The organism is Candidatus Schekmanbacteria bacterium, assembly GCA_016219965.1.
Classification (GTDB): Bacteria; Schekmanbacteria; GWA2-38-11; order GWA2-38-11; family J061; genus JACRJM01.
On record JACRJM010000007.1, the window covers coordinates 172,359 to 192,717 of the forward strand.

At 40.4% G+C, this 20,359-nt stretch carries 24 protein-coding genes and 1 tRNA gene; 13 read left to right on the plus strand and 12 right to left on the minus strand.

Annotated elements, in window-relative coordinates:
* Positions 1-24: 24 nt before the first annotated feature.
* The 6 genes from HZA77_09225 to HZA77_09250 all read right to left on the minus strand — a co-directional run bounded on the left by HZA77_09225 (position 25) and on the right by HZA77_09250 (position 5,916).
* The gene (locus HZA77_09225; GenBank protein MBI5375605.1) at positions 25-216 is read right to left on the minus strand and encodes a hypothetical protein; all 192 of its coding nucleotides are present in this window, start codon (positions 214-216) and stop codon (positions 25-27) included.
* Between the two features lie 157 nt (positions 217-373).
* Complete coding sequence (locus tag HZA77_09230) at positions 374-1,507, minus strand: hypothetical protein (GenBank protein MBI5375606.1); 1,134 nt, start codon at positions 1,505-1,507, stop codon at positions 374-376.
* A 13-nt stretch (positions 1,508-1,520) separates the two neighbouring features.
* Positions 1,521-3,902, minus strand: a complete 2,382-nt coding sequence (gene dnaE / locus HZA77_09235; GenBank protein MBI5375607.1) for a DNA polymerase III subunit alpha — start codon at positions 3,900-3,902, stop codon at positions 1,521-1,523.
* A 38-nt stretch (positions 3,903-3,940) separates the two neighbouring features.
* On the minus strand, positions 3,941-4,921 hold the full coding sequence (locus HZA77_09240) for a WYL domain-containing protein (GenBank protein MBI5375608.1): 981 nt from the start codon (positions 4,919-4,921) through the stop codon (positions 3,941-3,943).
* Positions 4,918-5,424 carry a DnaJ domain-containing protein gene (locus HZA77_09245; protein MBI5375609.1) on the minus strand — a complete coding sequence of 169 codons (507 nt, stop codon included), beginning with the start codon at positions 5,422-5,424 and terminating at the stop codon, positions 4,918-4,920. Before HZA77_09245 ends, HZA77_09240 begins: the two co-directional genes overlap by 4 nt.
* 225 nt (positions 5,425-5,649) lie before the next feature.
* A complete protein-coding gene (locus HZA77_09250; GenBank protein MBI5375610.1) occupies positions 5,650-5,916 on the minus strand; it encodes a hypothetical protein in 267 nt (88 codons plus the stop codon).
* Positions 5,917-6,256: 340 nt separating this feature from the next.
* Between HZA77_09250 and HZA77_09255 the strand changes: the two genes are divergently transcribed.
* The 13 genes from HZA77_09255 to alr all read left to right on the plus strand — a co-directional run bounded on the left by HZA77_09255 (position 6,257) and on the right by alr (position 14,741).
* Positions 6,257-7,033, plus strand: coding sequence for a hypothetical protein (locus HZA77_09255; GenBank protein ID MBI5375611.1), 777 nt, complete (start codon positions 6,257-6,259; stop codon positions 7,031-7,033).
* A 40-nt stretch (positions 7,034-7,073) separates the two neighbouring features.
* Positions 7,074-7,940 carry a 4-(cytidine 5'-diphospho)-2-C-methyl-D-erythritol kinase gene (locus HZA77_09260; protein ID MBI5375612.1) on the plus strand — a complete coding sequence of 289 codons (867 nt, stop codon included), beginning with the start codon at positions 7,074-7,076 and terminating at the stop codon, positions 7,938-7,940.
* A 30-nt stretch (positions 7,941-7,970) separates the two neighbouring features.
* Positions 7,971-8,246: a septation regulator SpoVG gene (gene spoVG / locus HZA77_09265; protein MBI5375613.1), complete on the plus strand. Its 276-nt coding sequence runs from the start codon at positions 7,971-7,973 to the stop codon at positions 8,244-8,246.
* Between the two features lie 56 nt (positions 8,247-8,302).
* Positions 8,303-8,374, plus strand: a tRNA-Gln gene (locus tag HZA77_09270).
* 30 nt (positions 8,375-8,404) lie between these two features.
* Positions 8,405-9,343: a ribose-phosphate pyrophosphokinase gene (locus tag HZA77_09275; protein ID MBI5375614.1), complete on the plus strand. Its 939-nt coding sequence runs from the start codon at positions 8,405-8,407 to the stop codon at positions 9,341-9,343.
* A gap of 11 nt (positions 9,344-9,354) precedes the next feature.
* Entirely contained in the window at positions 9,355-10,053 is a 699-nt protein-coding gene (locus tag HZA77_09280) for a 50S ribosomal protein L25 (protein ID MBI5375615.1), read from the plus strand.
* 21 nt (positions 10,054-10,074) lie between these two features.
* On the plus strand, positions 10,075-10,680 hold the full coding sequence (locus tag HZA77_09285; protein MBI5375616.1) for an aminoacyl-tRNA hydrolase: 606 nt from the start codon (positions 10,075-10,077) through the stop codon (positions 10,678-10,680).
* Positions 10,677-11,051, plus strand: a complete 375-nt coding sequence (rpsF, locus tag HZA77_09290) for a 30S ribosomal protein S6 (GenBank protein ID MBI5375617.1) — start codon at positions 10,677-10,679, stop codon at positions 11,049-11,051. Before HZA77_09285 ends, rpsF begins: the two co-directional genes overlap by 4 nt.
* Entirely contained in the window at positions 11,048-11,452 is a 405-nt protein-coding gene (gene ssb / locus HZA77_09295; protein MBI5375618.1) for a single-stranded DNA-binding protein, read from the plus strand. The genes rpsF and ssb overlap by 4 nt, the downstream gene beginning before the upstream one ends.
* A gap of 23 nt (positions 11,453-11,475) precedes the next feature.
* A complete protein-coding gene (locus HZA77_09300) occupies positions 11,476-11,724 on the plus strand; it encodes a 30S ribosomal protein S18 (protein MBI5375619.1) in 249 nt (82 codons plus the stop codon).
* Positions 11,725-11,749: 25 nt separating this feature from the next.
* On the plus strand, positions 11,750-12,208 hold the full coding sequence (locus HZA77_09305; GenBank protein MBI5375620.1) for a 50S ribosomal protein L9: 459 nt from the start codon (positions 11,750-11,752) through the stop codon (positions 12,206-12,208).
* A gap of 16 nt (positions 12,209-12,224) precedes the next feature.
* The gene (dnaB, locus tag HZA77_09310) at positions 12,225-13,571 is read left to right on the plus strand and encodes a replicative DNA helicase (GenBank protein MBI5375621.1); all 1,347 of its coding nucleotides are present in this window, start codon (positions 12,225-12,227) and stop codon (positions 13,569-13,571) included.
* Positions 13,572-13,622: 51 nt separating this feature from the next.
* A complete protein-coding gene (alr, locus tag HZA77_09315) occupies positions 13,623-14,741 on the plus strand; it encodes an alanine racemase (GenBank protein MBI5375622.1) in 1,119 nt (372 codons plus the stop codon).
* Positions 14,742-14,770: 29 nt separating this feature from the next.
* On the opposite strand, the gene plsX is transcribed toward alr, so the two are convergent.
* From plsX to galU, 6 genes are read right to left on the minus strand one after another with little or no spacing between them, the layout of a single operon-like run.
* Positions 14,771-15,841, minus strand: coding sequence for a phosphate acyltransferase PlsX (gene plsX, locus HZA77_09320; protein MBI5375623.1), 1,071 nt, complete (start codon positions 15,839-15,841; stop codon positions 14,771-14,773).
* A gap of 22 nt (positions 15,842-15,863) precedes the next feature.
* Positions 15,864-16,052, minus strand: a complete 189-nt coding sequence (rpmF, locus tag HZA77_09325; GenBank protein ID MBI5375624.1) for a 50S ribosomal protein L32 — start codon at positions 16,050-16,052, stop codon at positions 15,864-15,866.
* 23 nt (positions 16,053-16,075) lie between these two features.
* Positions 16,076-16,612 (minus strand): DUF177 domain-containing protein, encoded by a 537-nt coding sequence (locus tag HZA77_09330; protein ID MBI5375625.1) that lies wholly within the window; start codon positions 16,610-16,612, stop codon positions 16,076-16,078.
* The gene (gene lon / locus HZA77_09335) at positions 16,590-19,001 is read right to left on the minus strand and encodes an endopeptidase La (protein MBI5375626.1); all 2,412 of its coding nucleotides are present in this window, start codon (positions 18,999-19,001) and stop codon (positions 16,590-16,592) included. The genes HZA77_09330 and lon overlap by 23 nt, the downstream gene beginning before the upstream one ends.
* A gap of 21 nt (positions 19,002-19,022) precedes the next feature.
* Positions 19,023-19,469 carry an Hsp20/alpha crystallin family protein gene (locus tag HZA77_09340; protein MBI5375627.1) on the minus strand — a complete coding sequence of 149 codons (447 nt, stop codon included), beginning with the start codon at positions 19,467-19,469 and terminating at the stop codon, positions 19,023-19,025.
* Positions 19,470-19,471: 2 nt separating this feature from the next.
* Positions 19,472-20,338 carry a UTP--glucose-1-phosphate uridylyltransferase GalU gene (gene galU / locus HZA77_09345; GenBank protein MBI5375628.1) on the minus strand — a complete coding sequence of 289 codons (867 nt, stop codon included), beginning with the start codon at positions 20,336-20,338 and terminating at the stop codon, positions 19,472-19,474.
* Between the last annotated feature and the right edge of the window lie 21 nt (positions 20,339-20,359).

A 20,359-nucleotide genomic window follows, 5' to 3' on the forward strand; every position in this document is an offset into this window, starting at 1 on the left:
TAAGATTGATTATAACAGAAAACTTTAAAGAAGCATTGTTAACAGATTTCCGGTTCCTATAAGCTTCCCTCTGGAATCGCGTGTTGTGTTCTTATCAATTTCATACCAGCCCTTAATTGTCCAATGAGCATCCCGTATAATGAGCCTTGTTGGAGATTGCTGTTCAATTTTCCCAATTACCCTACCAATTCTGTCTTTCAATAACTTGCTCTCCATAGCTCTCTCCTTTTTTTAAGAAATGTATCTTATTATTTGCGCTAAATCTAATATAGGAGAGACCACGGACAGCAGTATGGCAGTGGGTAATTAAAATCCCAGATGTCAAAGAATTATGCTTTTTTTATAAGCTCTACTCAGAGTTTTTAGTATACCACTAAAGATCTAATTCTTGAGGCTCTAAAAGTTTTAGATGTCCATTATTGGAACTATCAATCTTATAGTAAGAAACATAAAACTTAATTGAATCATTTTTCAGCAAACTAACTTTATTAAATTTACATGGCAATTCATTCTTATCTATACTTTTTATAGCTTCTTCCAATTGCTTCTTGTCATTTTCACATATTGTGAGAACTGCTTTTATTTGATTTTTTTTTGGCAATTGAACACTAAAGTTATAACCTAAAAACTTGTATAAACTCTCCCCATGCGATGAACGAAGCCAGAAAAGCAACGTAACTGCATAAATATAAAGCTGCTTAATTGCTTCCTTTGTTTGTGTCAGATTTAGATCAGGCTTCTTAAGTTCAAGAATTGCAATCTTAGGTTTTCCTGAGTGCCCCCAACGTGCAAGAATATCAATATGCCCATCAGCTTTCTTCGGTCGCCCCTTACTGGCGGAAATAGGTAAAGGCATCTGGAATGGGAAATCTAATAGTTTTACTAACCTAATATTAGGAAAACGTTCCACACCTATCTTAATATTTTTTTTTCTCTCTATTGCTTCTATTAATCTTGATTCAATTACGTGTTCAGGTTTCCCTGTTTTAATATTGTGCCATCCTTTCTCGTCTATATACGTCTTGTAATATTTTCTAATTTTTTTGATGTCAACGTGATCCATGTTGTAATCAGATTTGGGTTTATCTATTTCTTTAAATCCAAAGTTATTATTATGTTTTATATGTTCTTTAGTAATTTCTAGTTGAGGAGGATTACTTTGAAGATTTAATTTTGCAATTTCTCTTCCACAAAACCTAAGAGAAAAAGTTAAATCTTTCGCGCCACTAACTGATGAGTAAAGTCTCAATGGATACGAGTTTCTATATTCTTTCCTCCCTCTGCCCTTTAAGAGATCTGATGCATTTTTAATACGTTTCAGCCAATCATTTAATCTCTCATCAAAATTAGATTCCCAATTAGATTCCCATATACTTTCAACTTCTTTATACAAATTCATTCTATAATCTCCTTGAAATACTATTATAGTTATTTTTACATTATAACCTGTTTCATTAAATTGATAAACAGTTATTACAATCTCTTTGCATTCGTCAATATATTTCACAAGCTTGTCGGTGTTACTTATCTTGTCGCGTAAGGGACTCCATGAACTCCTGAGGATAATGAACCTTAAGATAAGCAGTGCGGTAGGTTAACATTGCATAGGCAACGCTGTGTGACCTGTTAAAACTGTAACCTGACGCCTTCTCTAACAAGTTGAATATACTCTGGGCAACTTCTTTCCTGATTCCTTTTGCGACAGCACCATCAACAAATTTATTAGCCTGCGCAGATATAGGAGCCGGATCCTTTTTTGCCAATGTCTTTCTGAATATATTAGCTTCGGCAAGTGAAAATCCGCTCAGCACATTGGCTATCTTCATTATCTGTTCCTGATAAAGTATTACCCCATAGGTTTCTTTAAGTATGTCAGCAAGGAGAGGATGCTCGTACTTTGGCTGCTTCCTGCCATGTTTAACTTCAATGAAGTCGTCAACGATTCCGCTTTCCAGAGGGCCAGGACGATAAATGGCTATCAATGCAGCAATGTCTTCAAAGACTGAAGGCTTAATCTTCCTCAGCAAATCCCGCATCCCGAAACTTTCAAGCTGGAATATCCCGGTAGTATTCCCCTCAGAAAGAAAAATATAAACATCAGCATCATCAAGTGGAATCAGGACGAGCTGAAGGTCGATTCCCCTTGTCTTTTTAATAAGCGTTACCGCCTTGTGGAGTACCGTTAAGACCTTAAGACCTAAAAAATCAAGATTGAGGAGCCCAATGGATTCTATATCTTTTATTCCATACTGAGTCAGGGATTCGATGTTATTCTTTTCATCATTTTTCTGATTTCCCTGTTCCTGATCAATGCAAAGTGCAAGGGGAATAACATTCACAAGCGGCTCTGGAGATATAACTATGCCTGAAGCATGAGATGATATCTGCCTGTTCAAACCTTCGAGCTTCATGGCAATTTCAAAAAGGTCTTTTATATTCTCTTTCGCTTTAATGAGAATCTTAAGTCGCGGCTCAATCTCTAACGCCCTTTTAAGTGTTATATTGAGCTCATTGGGAATAAGCTTTGCAATGGTATCAACCTCATCATAAGACATTCCCAATACCCTTCCCACATCCCTTACAACACCTTTTGCCTTCATGGTAATGAAGGTGCTTATATGCCCCACGTTTTCAGAGCCGTATTTATTTTTCAGATAGGCAAACATCTCTTCTCTTCGAGTCTCGCAGAAATCAATATCTATATCTGGCATGCTATTCTCGTTGGGATTAAGAAATCTTTCAAAAATCAGACCATACCGGATTGGATCAATATCGGAAATTCCAAGGCAATAAGATGTAAGGCTCCCTGTAGTCGAACCTCTGCCGGGTCCTGCTGGAATGCGATTCTTTTTTGCATGATTTATGATGTCCCAGATTAAAAGAAAGTAACCGGTAGCCCCATGTTTCTCAATTACATCAAGCTCCATCCTGACTCTGTCAGAATATTCCTGCTTTTTTGCAGAAAGTTCCTCTTTCACTTCTGAAACCTCAGTAAGTGCAGCGAATCTTTTTTCAAAACCTTCCATGACAAGTTTTTCAAGATATTGTTTTTGAGGTAAAGCCTCCAGCGGTTCAAAAATAGGAAGAAATGATTTCCCAAACTCAATTTGAAGATTGCACTTTTCAGCGATCTCAACGGTGTTGCGCAAGGCATCATCATAATCTCTGAATGACTTTGCCATTTCGCGTGGAGATTTAAAATAGAGTTCCCCAGTCTGGAGATTCAACCTATCCTTATTTTTCATGATGCTCTTTGTGTTAATGCACTTCAGAACTTCACGTGAACGGGCATCTTCGGGTTTTATATAATGACTGTTATTAGTCGCAACTATGGGAATTGAAAGCCTTTTCCCAAACTTCACAAGAAGTCTATTTGCATCAGCCTGACTTTCCGTTCCGTTGTCCATAATCTCTATGTAGAAGTCCCCATCTTCAAAAACATTATTATAGAATTGAGCTGCCTCTTCCACTGCGTAGATCTTCCCTGCCAGAAGAAGCGAAGGAATCTCACCCTTTAAACATGCCGACATTCCAATAAGTCCGTCAGTATGACTTGCAAGCAGTTCCTTGTCTATCCGCGGATTGCAACAGAAGCCCTCCGTATATCCGGCAGAGACAAGTTTCATAAGATTCTGATAGCCGACCGTGTTCTTTGCAAGAAGCAGGAGATGATGCTCGCTCACACCTTCATCAGCAATATAAACCTCGCATCCGATGATGGGCTTAATTCCTTTCTCCCTGCATTTTTTATAAAACTTTAACGCACCAAACATATTTCCATGGTCAGTTATGGCAACGGCAGGCATCTTATAGAAAATTGCCGTATCAATCAGATTATCAAGCTTTATCATCCCGTCAAAAAGACTGTAATCTGTATGGTTATGAAGGTGTACAAAATCCATTATGGTTATTTAGTTCTCCTCTATTCTAAAGTTACTATTTACAGATTCTTTTTAAGCGCTTCCTTAAGTTCACAGGTTACTTCCTTTTTAAGTTCCTTTGGTTCTATAACCTCAACATGGGGTATCCAGCCATAGATCCACTTTTTGATTTCCCGGATTCCATTAACTGTAAGTCTCATCTCAACCCTGCCATCCTTTAACTCTTTCGTCATTTGAGTATCATGCCACTTTTTCCTGAGCAGGCGTGTCTTACACTCAGGATTAAACCACAGGACAATGTTTACAGATTTCTCGTCGATTACGTTGCCGAATGAAAATGCAAGTTCATCCTCGGGGAAAACTTTTTGGGGAAGGAAACGGTCTTCAAGAATTTCGAGCAATGACATCCTGTCAAGAGCAAAAGATCTCCGATCTTTGTCCATTTCGCAGTAACCCCTGACATTCCAGAAACCGTCGTAATATAAAAGATAGTCGGGCTCAATTGTCCTTATGCTTTCCTCGTCAGTTGAAACAGCACGGTAAATGAACTTTATTTTCTGGTAATTCAGTATTGCCTGGCTGATAGCCTGCGAATATGAAGCCACAGTTGGAGAAATTTTATCTTGTTTTAAAACAATATGTGATGTGAGCCCGGAATTTTTAACAGACAATCTTGTTTCAAGTTTGCTGAGGCTTTGTTCAAGACCTTCATCAAAATTTTTAACCACATTCCTTGCAAGAGATAAGGCAAGCGTTTCCTCAACAGAAAGATTTGGCTTTTTCAGACTGTAACCATCGTCAAAGGTATAGCATTTTTTTTCTCTCTCATAGGATATTGGAAATCCGGCAGTCTGAAGAGTCTGGAGATAGCGGTGTACTGTTCTTTCGCCGATTTCGAGATCTTCCACTATGGAGTTCACAGTTACCTTTTCTCCGCTGTCAATTTTGTTTAAAATAATCAAGAGAGAGGTAAATTTAAACCCCTGTCTTGAGCCGGCATTCTTTGAAGTTCCCTTGAACTTTTCTTTAATATCTTTCATGCGGTTCTCCTTTTAAAACGCGAATAAAGCCAAACAACAATCAGAACAATACTCAAAAGTATTGTTGAACTCCCAATAATAGATGAGCAAAAGAAATAAAATAATATTGTAAATAGCTTTTGTAAGAGAAGTAATATAAATAACATAATTGAACCACTATACTGGGGATATTCATTCCAGGAATTTTGTTTCTCTGTTGGCTCATCTTCAGCAACGTCTTCCTTATATTCAGATTCATCTTCAGAAAAATCAGTGTCATCTCCAGAAGACTCTTCTTCATATACAGGTTCAGTTTCAGAAGCATGTTCCTCATATCTGTAACAAGATATTTTTTCATAAGCCTCGTTTATTTTTTTTGTCTTCTCTTCAGCCTTTAGCCTTAATCTTTTATCATTTTCAAAACGATCTGGATGCCAGACTCTAATTAGGTCCCGGTAAGAAAGTTTTATCTCTTCCTTTGTAGCACCCCACTCAACCTCAAGAATTTGATAATATTTATCCATTAAACAATCAGTTAAGAAAATATTTGTAGCAACTTTTTCTTATAATACGACACCTTACTGACAGGAGTATGGCAGTGTAATTATATCGTTATTATTTTAATGATATTGTTCATCAACTCTAAATACATTGCATAAATCTCCTGAAAAGAAGTGACTACACCTTATTTCATTAATCTGAACTCTCTCTTCCAAGAGAGCCGGGGCAGATCAGATTGAAATAATACATCACTTAAGATTATGTTTTGCCTGAAAGAACTCCCCCCAAAATACAAGATTATCAAGTGACTCTCTTGGAGCTTTTTGAATAACTTTAATTCTGGATTTTAATACATCATATTTTTCTTTGTCTGAGCAACCCCTGTCCAGTTCAACAAATACTCCATTTTGAAAATATCTTATTGCATAGGAATATCCTCTGCTTGAAAAGTGGCAACGTTTTCCACTGTATTCAATTATGTATCTCCCACTGATAAACAAATCTTTATTTGCCATCTTTCAGTTTTCTGCCATCTTCAATAATATATATTGACCTGCCTCACGTTATTTAGCCGTAGTTAAAATAGTTTTATCTCTTCCTTTGTAGCGCCCCGCTCAACCTCAAGAACTTGATAATATTTATCCATAAAACAATCAGTTAATAAAATAATTGTAATAACTTTTTCTTATAGTACGGCATGGCACTGACAGGAGTATGGCAGGGTAATTATAATTTTGCTATTTTATTCAGATGGCAACCTTTACTTCTAAGATAGTAGCGAGTATCCCCTCATTATCTTGACACCTTGACCATCTGATTGTACATTCCCAATTTCATTCCAACAGAAAGTGCGGCGTGTTTAATTTAAATAAATTATTGATTGTTGTAGTGGTCCTCTTTACCTCAACATTCATAATATCAGGGTGTGCGGCAAAAAAGGTGGTGATAAGAGAAGCGATACCGGTTAGCTCTGAAGCGGAACTGCTTGGCAGGATTTCTGAAAAAAACAGCCCGGCAATTAATAGCTTAAAAATATATGGTAAGGGGGAGGCATTAGTAAAAGAGAAGAGAGTCAAATTCAGGATTGCCATGCTTCTTAAACGCCCTGCTTTCCATCACATAGAGATTATGTCCTCTTTTGGCAAACCAATCATAATTGTATCAGGTGACAGCGAAGCTTCATATCTCACAGATTTTAAAGCCTCAAGAATTCTTAAAAGCGCACCTCCTGAAAAAATCCTTTCACGGGTGACAGGAATAACGGTGAAAAGTAATGACCTGGTTGATATAGTTTCAGGAAGACACATTGCTAATGTGGAAAATATAAAATCTGCTGATATCTCCGGTAATAGCGGATTTTATAAAATTACCGAGAGCACAACCGGAGAAAATGAAACAACCTACTTTTTCAGCACCGCCACATTAGATTTAGAAAAGACAATGTTTCACAATAAAGAAACCGGAGAGGAAGAATCTATTTTATATAATGGAAAAGATATCTCATTTATCAATCATGAAGGGATAAAATCATTTGAGATAACGATTGAAGAACTAACCGTAAATCCTGAAATCCCTGATGAAACGTTTACCCTTGCAAACCCATTAAACCTTGAGATTGAAGAGATTCAATAAATGTCTTCAATAAATATAAATGAGCATCAATGAAGATTAAATGAAAACAACAATTGAAAAAGTAAAATCCCCGGCAAAGGTCAATCTCTGCCTTTACATTAATTTCAAAAGAGAAGACGGTTATCACGACATCTCGTCAATAATGGTACCTGTAAACATCTATGACGAGTTAAGCTTTAGAGTGACAGAAAACCCCAGAATCGAGGTATCTGCCGACAGCGCAGAGATCCCGTCAGGAAAAGATAATTTAGTCTATAAAGCAGCAGAACTGATTCAAAAAACTTATTCTGTAACAGCCGGAATAACAATAAAAATAAATAAACAGATACCCTCTGGCGCAGGGCTTGGCGGAGGAAGCAGTGATGCCGCAACTGCCTTTATTACCCTAAACAGATTATGGGATCTGGGGCTGTCAAAAAATGAACTAAAAGGACTGGGAAAAACAATCGGAGCGGACATTCCTTTTTTTATAGAGGAGTCGCCATCACTGATAGGCGGCATAGGAGATATTGTAAAACCTGTACAAATTTGCTCCGAAATCTGGCTTGTTATTATTAACCCTAACCTTCATGTCAGTACCAAGTATGTGTACGAACATTTAAATTTAGCATTGACAAAAAAGGACAAAGATATTAATAACTTCCTTCGTTTGCTTGCCTCCGAAAAAGTATCCCCGAAGTGGACGGAGCATATGCATAATGATCTTGAAGCTGTGACATTTGAAAGGCACCCGGAACTTAAACGGATTAAGAGTTACCTTGCCGAGAATGGCGCCGTAGCATCCCTTATGGCTGGAAGCGGGTCGTCTGTTTTTGGTGTTTTCAGTTCAAGAGAAGAAGGTGAAAAAGTTTATAGGAGCGCTGCAGGCAGATATAATAAGGTTTATTTGGCAAAGGCGTTAACATAATAACTTTTTTAAAAAACAGAGGAGTCACCAATGGACGTAACCGAGGTAAAAATATTCCCTGTTGAAGAGGAAAAGCTTAAGGCTTATGTGACAATTATTTTTGATGACTGTTTTATAGTGCGGGATCTTAAAATCATAAATGGAAAAACAGGGCTCTTCGTTGCAATGCCGAGCCGTAAGAAAAAAGATGGAACATTCAAAGACCTTGCACATCCGCTTAACAGCGATACAAGGAAAAAAATTGAAGACAGGATACTTGAAGAATATAACAGAGAAGTTCTTAAAAAGGAGGTCCAGACAGCTTAGTCCCGGATAAGGTTTTCCAAATTATTAAAATTATCCGGATAAATTGAATTTTCTGCTGGGGCGTCGTCAAGCGGTAAGACTCAGGAATTTGGATCCTGCATTCGGAGGTTCGAATCCTCCCGCCCCAAAAAACACATAAATGGAATTTATATAAAACTATGAATGAAAAAATTAAAATATTCTGTGGAAACTCAAACCGCTCACTTTCAGAGGAGATTTGCAAATCCGTAGGTGTTCCCCTTGGAGATGCTTTCGTAGGAGTATTCAGCGATGGCGAGATACATGTCCAGATAAATGAGAATGTAAGGGGAAAGGATGTATTCCTCATACAATCAGGCTCTAATCCGGCCAACACTCATTTAATGGAACTTCTGATAATGATAGATGCTTTGAAGAGGGCATCAGCAGACAGGATAACCGCAGTTATCCCCTATTTCTGTTATGCAAGACAGGACAGGAAGGTAATGCCAAGAGTCCCGATCACAGCCAAGCTCGTGGCAGACCTTATTCACGCCGCTGGCGCACATAGGGTGCTGGCAATGGATCTTCACGCAGGTCAGATACAGGGGTTTTTCAACATACCTGTTGACCATCTGTTCTCGGCACCTGTCATAGTTGACTATTTGAAAACCAAGACGTTCAATTCACTTGTGGTTATTTCGCCGGATGCAGGCGGCGTGGAAAGGGCAAGGTCTATAGCAAAAAAGATAAATGCCTCGCTTGCCATAATAGACAAAAGGCGGGATGCTCCCAATGTGTCAAAAGCAATGAACATAATAGGCGATGTAGCAAACCGCGATGTCATAATCGTGGATGATATAATAGACACCGCAGGAACGCTTATTCAGGCAGTAGAGGCATTGAAGAAAAATAATGCCAGCCGGGTCTTTGCCTGTTGTACTCATCCGGTACTCTCAGGTCCTGCAATAGAAAGGATACAGAATTCAGCGCTTGAAGAGTTAATAGCAACCAACACTATCGAGCTTTCTCCGGAAAAGAGACTTGAAAAGATAAAGGTGCTTTCAGTCGCAAGTCTTCTGGGACAAGCAATTAAGAATATTCATGTAGGAGATTCAGTCAGTTCACTATTCATTTAAAGGGAAACAGCATGCAGATAGCAACATTAAAAGCCGCAATAAGAGAAAAAACAGGAAAAGAATTTTCAAAAAAACTTAGAAGCAATGGTCTTATTCCTGCAAATATGCATGGGGGTGAAAAATCTCTCCCATTGCAGGTTAACACAAAGTTATTGCTTCAGATTATATCAAAAAGCCATTCAGAGCACCCTATCGTAGAGATCGAGTTTGACGGGACAAACCCAAATTCACATGCCATATTGAAAGAGCTTCAAAGAGACCCTGTCTTGGATACAATAGTCCATGCTGATTTCCTGAAAATCGACATGACCAAGAAGATAAAAGTAAAAGTTCCGGTTGAGATAATTGGTAAAAGCAAAGGAATTATTGAGGACGGCGGCTTACTTAACCTGATTCACAGGGAGCTTGAGATTGAATCATTGCCCGGAGCAATACCGGAAAAGATATCAATTGATGTAACTGGTCTCGGATTGAATGAAACTATCCATGTGGCAGATATTCCGACCGGAGAAGATTATAAGATAGTAGAAGAAGGAACTACCGCCATAGTTTCCATTGTTCTGCCGCGTGAGGAAGTCACAGCAGCACCAGCTGAGGCTGCTGCGGAAGAAGTTGCAGCGGGTGCTGAAGCTGCTGAAGGAAAAGCTGCTCCTGCCGCTGACGAAAAAGCTCCAAAGGAAAAAGATTCAAAAGATAAAGATAAAAAATAAATACCTTTTGGCTGACGGCCTTTGAAACTTATAGTGGGCATAGGGAATCCCGGGGAAGAGTACAGGGATACAAGACATAACATAGGCTGGAAGGTCATTGACCTTTTGAAAGACAGATGCAAAAGCAGTTTTAAAAGAAGCACTCTTGCGGTTTGGAGCAAGGCAAGGTTAGCAGGGGAAGACGTAATTCTTATCAAGCCCCTGACTTTTGTAAACGCAAGCGGAAAAGCTGTAAACTTTTTCTTCTCAAATTACAGTGCAGGCATAGAAGATATTATAGTAATACATGATGATCTTGATTTAGAGCTCGGAACCGTCAGAATAAAAAAAGGAGGGGGAGACGGAGGACATAATGGGCTTAAATCAATAATTAGCTCTTTACATTCAAGAGATTTTTTGAGAATAAGAGTCGGCATTGGAAAACCTTCTCAGAAGACTTCTCAGAAGACTTCTCAGAATAATAGCGTGGTTGACCATGTCCTTTCCTCTTTTGATGATGAAGAAAAAGAATGTGCAGAAAATGCATCGAAACGGGCAAGTGAAGCTGTTTGTTCTATACTGGCAGAAGGAGAAGTAAAAGCAATGAATCATTATAACAAAAGAAAAACGGAGGAAAACATTAGGTGAAAGTCTATGAAACAACCATAATCTTAAAACAGACCGCTGATTTACTAACGGTAGAAAAAGAAATCCTTGATAAGATAGAACAGCTTGTTCAGAAATTTAATGGCACTATGATAAGTGTTGATAAATGGGGTGTAAGGAAGCTTTCCTACATGATACAAAAGCAGGAAGAAGGTTATTACATCCTCCTGAATTTCAATGCTGACCAGACTCTTGTAAAAGAACTGGACAGGATATTAAGGATAAATGAATCAGTGTTGCGCGCAATGACAATCAGGATAGACCCCAAACCTTTCAGAAAACCAAGGATACTTCCGGACGCATCACGGTCAAATGAAAGCGGAGGCAACCATCAAGAGGGATTCACAGCATGAAAGGTTTTAACAAGGTAACTATAGCAGGCAACCTCACGAAGGACCCTGAATTGACCTACACACCGTCAGGGGTAGCCAAAGTACGCTTCAGTGTTGCGATAAACAGGACATACAACACGAAGGAAGGCGAAAAAAAAGAAGAGGTTTTGTTCCTCGAGGTAAATGCATGGAGGAAGCTTGCTGAGATATGCAATCAGTACGTGAAGAAAGGTTCCCCGATCCTTGTCGATGGAAGATTAAGGGAAAACCGCTGGACCGACAATGAAGGAAAAGAAAGAATTAAGATATACGTAGAGGCTTCAGACATATTGCTTCTGCCGCGCGGCGGAGAACGTCAGACAGATGCGGCGGAGAACGCTGATGAGCCTTTTGATGCATCTGATGAAGATGTACCGTTTTAACTGAAAAAACTTAGGGAGAAGGAATGGCTATAACTGCAAAGAAAAAAGGGAAAAGAAAATTAGTCCAACAGAAAAGATTCTGCAGCTTTTGTGCAAACAACCTGGATATTGACTATAAAGATTTTAAAAAGCTCAAAAACTTTTTAACTGAACGAGGCAAAGTGATTCCACGCAGGATCTCAGGAAACTGCGCTGCACACCAGAGGACGCTCACTGTGGCAATAAAACGTGCACGTTTCATAGCATTACTGCCTTTTACTGTGAGCAAATAGATAAAGAAAGAAGGGGTATCAGAAAATGAAAATTCTTTTAAAGCAGGATGTAGATAAACTCGGGAAAAAAGGACAACTTTTAACCGTACGTAATGGATACGGAAGAAACTATCTCATTCCCAATAACTATGCAGTTCTCGCTACAGCTAATAATCTTAAAATCTCTGAAGAAGAAAATAAGATAGGATTAAAGAGGGAAGAGAAAAAGAAAAAACAGGCCATGGACATAGCCGACAAACTGAAAAAAATATCAGTTACTGTCGTAAGGCATGCCGGTGAAGGTGACAAGCTTTACGGCTCGGTTACAAATATAGATATTGCAGAGGTTTTGAATGCAGAGGGACACAATTTCGACAGGAAAGACATAATCCTCGAAGAACCGATAAAGGCCCTTGGCGTTTACATGGTACCGGTAAAGCTTCACTCCGAAGTAACGGCAGAGATCAAGGTCTGGGTAGTAAAAGACAAAGATAAAGAAATTTAATCTTTCTCCCCCGCTTATGGAAGCAGTTGAAAAGTCAGCACTGAAAATACCGCCGCACAGCATAGATGCGGAAAAATCAGTGCTGGGGGGAATATTGCTTGATAATGCCAAGATATATAACTGCCTGGAACTGATCTCAGACGCCGATTTTTATAAAAAATCCCACCAGATAATATTTCAGGCAATGACAGAACTCGAGAGGACAGGTGTTCCCATCGATCTTGTCACCGTAAAAGATTCGCTGGAAAGAAAAAATCAGCTGGAAAGCGCAGGGGGGATAACCTATCTATCATCTCTGCTCGATACAGTCCCTACAAGCGCCAACATTGAATATTATGCAAAGATTGTAAAAGAAAAATCCATCCTAAGACAGCTCTTAAGTTCATCCATAGAATTGCAGTCCTCATGTTATGAAGGTGAGAAAGATGTAACTGATATACTTAATTCCGCAGAGAGAAACATTTTAGATATAACTCAAAAAAGTATATCCCAGGGTCCTGTCCCTATAGATAAAATAATACCCGCTACTTTCAAAGCCATCGAGAACCTTCACAAAAATAAAGGACGCATTACCGGGATTGAGACAGGTTTCAAAGAGTTTGATGAGAAAACAGCAGGACTTCACCCTTCAGACCTTGTCATTATAGCCGGAAGACCGGGAATGGGAAAAACAGCTTTTGCAATGAATATTGCCCAGTACTCAGCCGTTAATAATGGAACCAAGGTGCTTGTATTCAGCCTTGAGATGTCGGCAGAGCAGCTTGCCATAAGGATGCTCTGCTCTCATGCAAAGGTTGACAGCCATAAACTCAGGAGCGGCTATCTTGGCAATGAACACTGGGCTAAACTGACTACTTCCGGAGGCATACTTTTACACACCAAAATCTACATTGACGATACACCCGGAATATCGATAGTTGAGCTCAGGGCAAAAGCCCAGAGGCTCAGAAATCTTTCCGGCGTAGATCTCATAATAGTGGATTATCTCCAGCTAATGAGGGGAAGCAGGCGCTATGAGAACCGTCAGCAGGAGATATCAGACATATCACGCTCTTTAAAAGGTCTGGCAAAAGAACTTTCAGTCCCTGTTATAGCGTTATCGCAGTTAAACCGTGCCCCCGAAGGCAGGACCGACAAGCGTCCGATACTTGCGGACTTAAGGGAATCAGGGGCAATAGAGCAGGATGCTGATGTAGTAGCTTTTATTTACAGGGAAGACCCCCTGAATGAGAAAAATGAAAACCTGAATGTGGCAGAAATACTCATCAGGAAACAGAGACACGGCCCTACTGGCGAAGTCAATTTAGCTTTTCTAGGTTATTGTACGAGCTTTGAAAACTTAGGAAGGGATGAATATCACTGACCTTCGTTTACCCCTGCTTTTCACCTCAATACTTAAAAGGATATCAGTCTCATGGAATCTGTTAAAAGCCCTACAATCGCTGAGATAGACTTAAAGGCACTTGGGAATAATTTAAAACAGGTTCAAGGGCTCATCCCTCAAGGCGGTGAAGTTCTCGCTGTCGTAAAAGCTAATGCCTATGGACATGGTGCAGTTCAAGTGTCCAGACATCTTGAAAAAAAAGATATCGATATTTTCGGTGTAGCCTATCTTAAAGAAGCTCAGGAGTTGAGGGAAGCAGGAATCTCCAAAGAGGTTCTCATATTCGGAGGGATAACAGAAGAGGAAGTGGAATCTGCCGTCCAATATAATGTGACTCCGGTACTTCTCACAAAGAAGATTGCTGTAAAATTAGATAAAGAGGGAAAGAGACAAAAGAAGATAATCCCTGTTCATATTGAAATTGAAACCGGCATGGGAAGGCTCGGTATATCTCCGGATGAGGCGCAGACCTTCGTTAGCTTTATAAAAACTTTGCCCAATATCAGGCTTGAAGGAATAATGACGCATTTTGCAGAATCTGAATCATCTGATAAGCTTTATACGTCAATGCAGATTGAGCTTTTTCGGAAGACAGTTGATGCAATAATGCCTGATTTCAAAAAATCAAAAGCTCATTCGACAAACAGCGGAGCCCTCATCCAGCATCCCAAATCTTTTTCAGATTTATCAAGAATAGGGTTAATGCTCTATGGATACCAGCCCGGAAAAATAAATGACAGCAGGCTAAACCTTAAGCCGGTCATGACGCTTAAGACAAGGGTGATCTTCGTAAAAGAAGTTAAGAGAGGCACATCGATAAGCTATGGCAGGACATTCACTGCTCCCAAAAAAATGAAAATAGCGACGATTGCATGCGGCTATGCTGACGGACTAAACCGCGGACTTTCAAACTGCGGGGAAGTGCTGATACGGGGAAAACGCGCCCCAATAACTGGAAGAATCTGCATGGACCAGACCATGGTGGATGTAACACATATTAATGGCGCGGCAGAAGGGGATGAAGCTGTAATCATAGGAACACAGGGGAAAGAAACTATAACAGCAGACGACATTGCGGCAAAACTTGGAACTATCCCCTATGAGGTACTTTGTGGAGTCTCAAAAAGAGTGGACAGGGTATTTGTGTAAAGAGTGCCTCTCGTAGAAAATGTTGTATCTTATTTCTCCCTTCCCTTGCGGAAAGCTCTTACTATATTTGCCCATAAGCCTTTTTTCCCGGAAGGGGCCTCTGTCTGCTCTTCCTGAATCCTTGTAATCTCGTCAACAAGCAGCTTATTGAAGTTTTTTGAGGAAAAATCATTTGCTGCGCGAATCGCATTCTTTATAGCTGTTGCAGAAGACCTTCCGTGACAGACAACGCAGATCCCATTGAGTCCGAGAAGTGGGGAGCCGCCATAGTTGGCAAAATCCAGCCTGTCTACTGTATTCCCGACAGCAGACTTTACAAAGTAAGAACCTATTTTATTTAAAACCCCGTGAGAAGACTCATTCCTGAACATGTTTATGCAGGTGTTCCCAAAGCCTTCCAATGATTTTAAAAAAATATTTCCCACAAATCCGTCGGCAACAACGATATCAGCTTTGCCGGCAAAAACATCAGAAGGTTCGATATTCCCGATAAAGTTTAAACTCGTCCCTGCAATAAGCTCATACGTTTCCTGCACAAGCCTGTTCCCCTTGGTTTTCTCGGTGCCGTTGCTTAAAAGTCCTATGGACGGGTTTCCCTTGCCGAGAATCTGCGCAGAGTAGATATGTCCCATAATGGCAAACTGCAAAAGCCACTGCGGTTTGCAGTCCACATTGGCTCCGCTGTCTAAAAGCAGGCAGTAACCTTTTGAGGTCGGAATGCGTGTTGTTATGGAAGGTCTTATTATCCCCGGGATGAGCTTTATTGTGTTTATTGCTGAATACATAAGCGCACCGGTGTTGCCTGCGCTCACAAAGGCATCGGCTTTGTTGTCGCGCACCATTGATAAACCGACGCTAAGCGAAGAATCCGGTTTTTTGTAATAAGACTCGGATGGGATATCATCCATCGTTACGACATCATTCGAATGGACTATCTCGATAAGAGATTTGGGTACTCCACGCTCAGGGATGTGCCCAAGTATTTTTTCTCTTCTGCCCACAAGAGCGACTTTAATGCCAAAATCCCTTGCTGCTTCACATGCTCCTGCGACGACTGCATGGGGTGCAAAATCCCCCCCCATTGCGTCAACGGCAATCATATTAAAATGCCAGCATTAAGGTTTAAGAAGCTGTCTCTTCGATCTTTACTACTTCTTTGCCTTTATAGAAGCCGCAATGCCTGCATACCCTGTGAGGAAGTTTTGGTTCCTGACACTGGGGGCACGTAGTATATTGAGGAACTGTCAAAGCATCGTGGCTTCTTCTTTTACCTCTTCTTGACCTTGAAGTTTTTCTGCTTGGAACTGCCATTTCATTCTCCTGTTTTTCAGCGTTTAGTTAATATTCTTTTTTAATTCTGCAAGCACGGAAAGGCGGGGGTCGATCTTTTTCTCAATACAACCGCAATCGTTTTCATTCCTGTCTGCACCGCATACCGCACAGAGTCCTTTGCAGTCAGCGGAACAGAGCGGCTTCATCGGTATGGAAAGGATGATCTGTTGTGAAGCAAGATCCTGAAGATCTATAAAATCCTCTTTTAAATAGTCCACCTCAAGCTCCTCTGACTCAAGCTCAACGTCCGATGACTCATTCCGTAGCTCATATCGTTTATACTCCACTTTAAATGGAGACGTTATTTTTGAGCAGATCCTTTTCAAACATCTGCTGCAGTCAAGTTCTGCGGAGAAAACCACGCTTCCCGTGACAACGACTATACTCCCTGACATGTAAACATCTGCATCCAGTTCTACCGGGGTTTTGAGATTAACATCTATATCCTCAAAACATCCGGCGTCCATCTCTTCATGGATGTGAAGTCCTTCGTCAGGAATATTATCTAATACAATCTTAAGCCTGTTTGCGATGCTCATAATAATTATTCTTTTTTACTGTACCTGTGGTCTTTTTTCTTTTGTCAACAAAGACATGCTTAAGAACCTCATCCATTGTCTCAACAAAAATGTAATTCAAATTCTTTTTGATGTTCTCAGGAATCTCATAAAGGTCTTTTTCATTTTCCTTCGGTACTATTATTGTCTCAATCCCCGCTCTTTTTGCAGCCAGGGATTTTTCCTTCAATCCGCCTATAGGTAAAACCCTTCCCCTCAGGGTTATTTCTCCTGTCATTGCGAGATCATTATTGACCGGCTTTTTAGTCAAAGCAGAAATAAGAGAGGTAGCCATTGTTATACCTGCCGAAGGGCCATCTTTGGGAATTGCACCGGCAGGAACATGAATATGAATATCTATCTTTGAAAAAAGATCATCCTTCAACCCTAATTCCTTTGATTTGGCACGGGCATAGCTTAACGCTGCCTTGGCTGATTCCTGCATGACTTCTCCAAGCTGCCCTGTCAATATAAGAGCGCCCTTCCCTTTCATCACAGTTGATTCAATATGTATCAGCTCTCCGCCTGAAGGCGTCCATGCAAGCCCGGTGGAAACTCCGATTTCATTCTTAACCTTTTCTGACTCACGGAGATATTTACGTACACCTAAAAAAGTATGGATGTTTTCCACGGTTATCTGTTTAAGTTTTTTATCACCTGCGGCTACTTTCTTTGCAACCTTCCTGCATATGGTAGCCACTTCACGTTCAAGGTTCCTGAGTCCGGCCTCCCTCGTATAATCTGATACTATTGTTGCGATTACAGAATCAGTAAACCGGATATATTTATCAGTTATACCATGGTCAGTAAGCTGACGGGGAAGTATGAACTTCTTGGCAATCATCACCTTTTCTTCTTCAGTGTACCCAGGGATTTCAATTATCTCCATTCTGTCCTTCAGCGCAGCCGGAATGGGATCAGTCATATTTGCAGTTGTTATGAACATCACCTTTGAAAGATCAAAGGGAAGGCCCAGGTAATGGTCGGTAAAACTGTCATTCTGCTCGGGGTCTAAGACTTCAAGAAGCGCTGATGACGGATCACCTCTGAAATCCATTCCAAGCTTATCAATTTCATCCATCATGAAAACAGGGTTATTCACACCTGCCTGCTTTATCCCCTGTATGATCTTTCCAGGCATTGCTCCGACATAAGTACGGCGGTGTCCTCTTATCTCAGCCTCATCCTTTACTCCGCCAAGTGAAATCCTGATAAACTTTCTGCCCAGCGCCCTTGCTATGGATTTGCCAAGCGATGTTTTGCCGACTCCGGGAGGTCCCACAAAACAGAGGATTGGCCCCTTCATCTGTTTTTTGAGTTTGCATACACCGAGATATTCCAATATCCTCTCTTTTACCTTCTCAAGGTCATAATGGTCCTCGTTAAGGACCTCTTCTGCCTTTTTTATATTAAGATTATCAGTTGTTGTCTTGCTCCATGGAAGCTCTACAAGGGATTCAAGATAAGTCCTTACGACTGCTGATTCTGCAGCATCAGGATGCATCCTTTCCAGGCGCGTTAACTGTTTCTCTGCTTCAGATTTTACTTTCTCCGGCATCTTTGCCTTTTTTATCTTATCCTTAAATTCGCTTATCTCCTCAGCTTTCTCATCAACCTCCCCAAGTTCCTTCTGGATTGCCTTTAGCTGTTCCCTCAGGTAGTACTCCCTCTGGGTCTTGTTCATCTCATCTTTTGCTTCGCTCTGGATTTTGTTCTTCACCATGAGAACCTCAAGCTCATTGGCAAGGAACTCCCCGACTTTCTTCAGTCTCTTCATGGAGTCGGCAATCTCAAGAACTTCCTGCGCCTCATCAACCTTTATATTAAGGTTTGAAGCCACCAGATCTGCAAGCCTCCCCGGATCATCCAAATTGTCAGCAAGGACAAGGATATCAGGCGGAATAGTCTGCCCTAAAGAAATCACTTTCTGAAGCTGTTCCCTCACGCTCCTCATCTGAGCTTCTACTTCCGGAACCCTATGTTCAGTCTTATGTTCTTTTATAATCTCAATCTTGACCTTGAAGAAAGGCTCCTTTGCCGAATAATCAACTATTTTCGCTTTTGCAATTCCCTGTACAAGAATTTTAACTCTTCCATCAGGGAGTTTCAGCATCCTCATTATCATCCCTACTGTCCCTATGCGGCTTATTTCGTCGGTAGTCGGATTTTCGTTGGCACCATCCTTCTGGGAGCTCAGGAAAATCATCCTGTCTGCTGCAAGTGCACCATCCACCGAGCGGATAGATTTCTCTCTGCCTACAAAAAGAGGAACGATCATGAACGGGAATATAACTATATCGCGAAGCGGGAGCAAAGGAAGCTCACGCGGTATCTGAATATCTTCTATATTCAATGCATCAAACATTTCCATTAAAAATGCCTTTCATGTAAATCATTTAATGTTTATCTTTTTAACTATTCCCCGTTTGTCCGCTACTTTGTTAAAACTTATATGCAGTACTCCTTTTGAACATACTGCCCGGGCACTTCCTGTATCACATGGCACCGGGAGCCTCACTGTCCGTTTGAAACCACCGAACTTCCTTTCCATGCGGAGAAAGCTTACCTCCTCCTGCTCCATTATTTCATCTTTTTTGAAAATTTTAAGCGTCAGCTCATCCCCCTGGATAGCAATGTCCATATCTTCAGTCCTGACGCCTGGAACTTCAAACTGTATGCAAAGTTCTTTCTCATTTTCAAATATATCAAGAAGCGGAAAGGGTTGCCCATGTTCCAAATCTCTAATATCCTCAAGCTGATTGTCAGTTATGTAAAATATCGTCCTTTCAAGATCAGACGAATCAATCACCCTGAAGTCCTTTATATTCCCTTTACCCATGGTTAATTAATATTTAGACTTTTAAGATATTCCCTGAACTGACTTCCTAATAAAGGCCTGTTAAGGGCAAACTCAACTGTGGCTTTTAAAAAGCCAAGCTTATCTCCTGTATCATATCTTTTGCCTTCAAACTCATAACCATACATACTCTGTTTTTCGAGAAGCTTTTTTAATGCGTCTGTAAGTTGTATTTCCCCATTTTTTCCGGGTGGAGTCTCCCTCAATATATCAAAAATCTCTGGTACGAGTATGTACCGTCCTATTATGGCAAGTCGTGACGGTGCATTTTCCGGATCAGGTTTTTCAACCATATTTGCTATCTTGTGAAGCCTCCCATTGCTGCTCTCAGGCTCAATTATACCATAGCTCTTCGTTTCCTCTTTGGCTACCTCCTGAATAGCTATGACAGTAGAACCTACCTCATCATAAACATCCATCATCTGCTTCATACAAGGCTTTTTGGCACTAATAATGTCATCTGCAAGGAACACGGCAAAAGGTTCATCTCCAACTATCTGGGCAGCACATAATATTGCGTGACCAAGTCCCAATGGCTTTTTCTGCCTTGTATAGTTAAAAGAAACCATGTTTGATATTTTCTGTATCTCTGAAAGCATGTCATTGGCATTTTTTTCCTCCAATGCCGATTCAAGCTCGACTGAAATATCGAAATGGTCTTCAATAGCCCTTTTGCCTCGCCCTGTTACCATCGTAATATGCTCAATCCCGCTTGCTATAGCCTCCTCAACCACATATTGTATAATCGGTTTGTCAACAAGTGGAAGCATCTCTTTTGGAGAAGCTTTGGTTGCAGGCAAAAATCTTGTTCCCAAACCTGCAACTGGAATAACAGCTTTCTTGATTTTCATAAAAATTCTCTCTTTTTATTA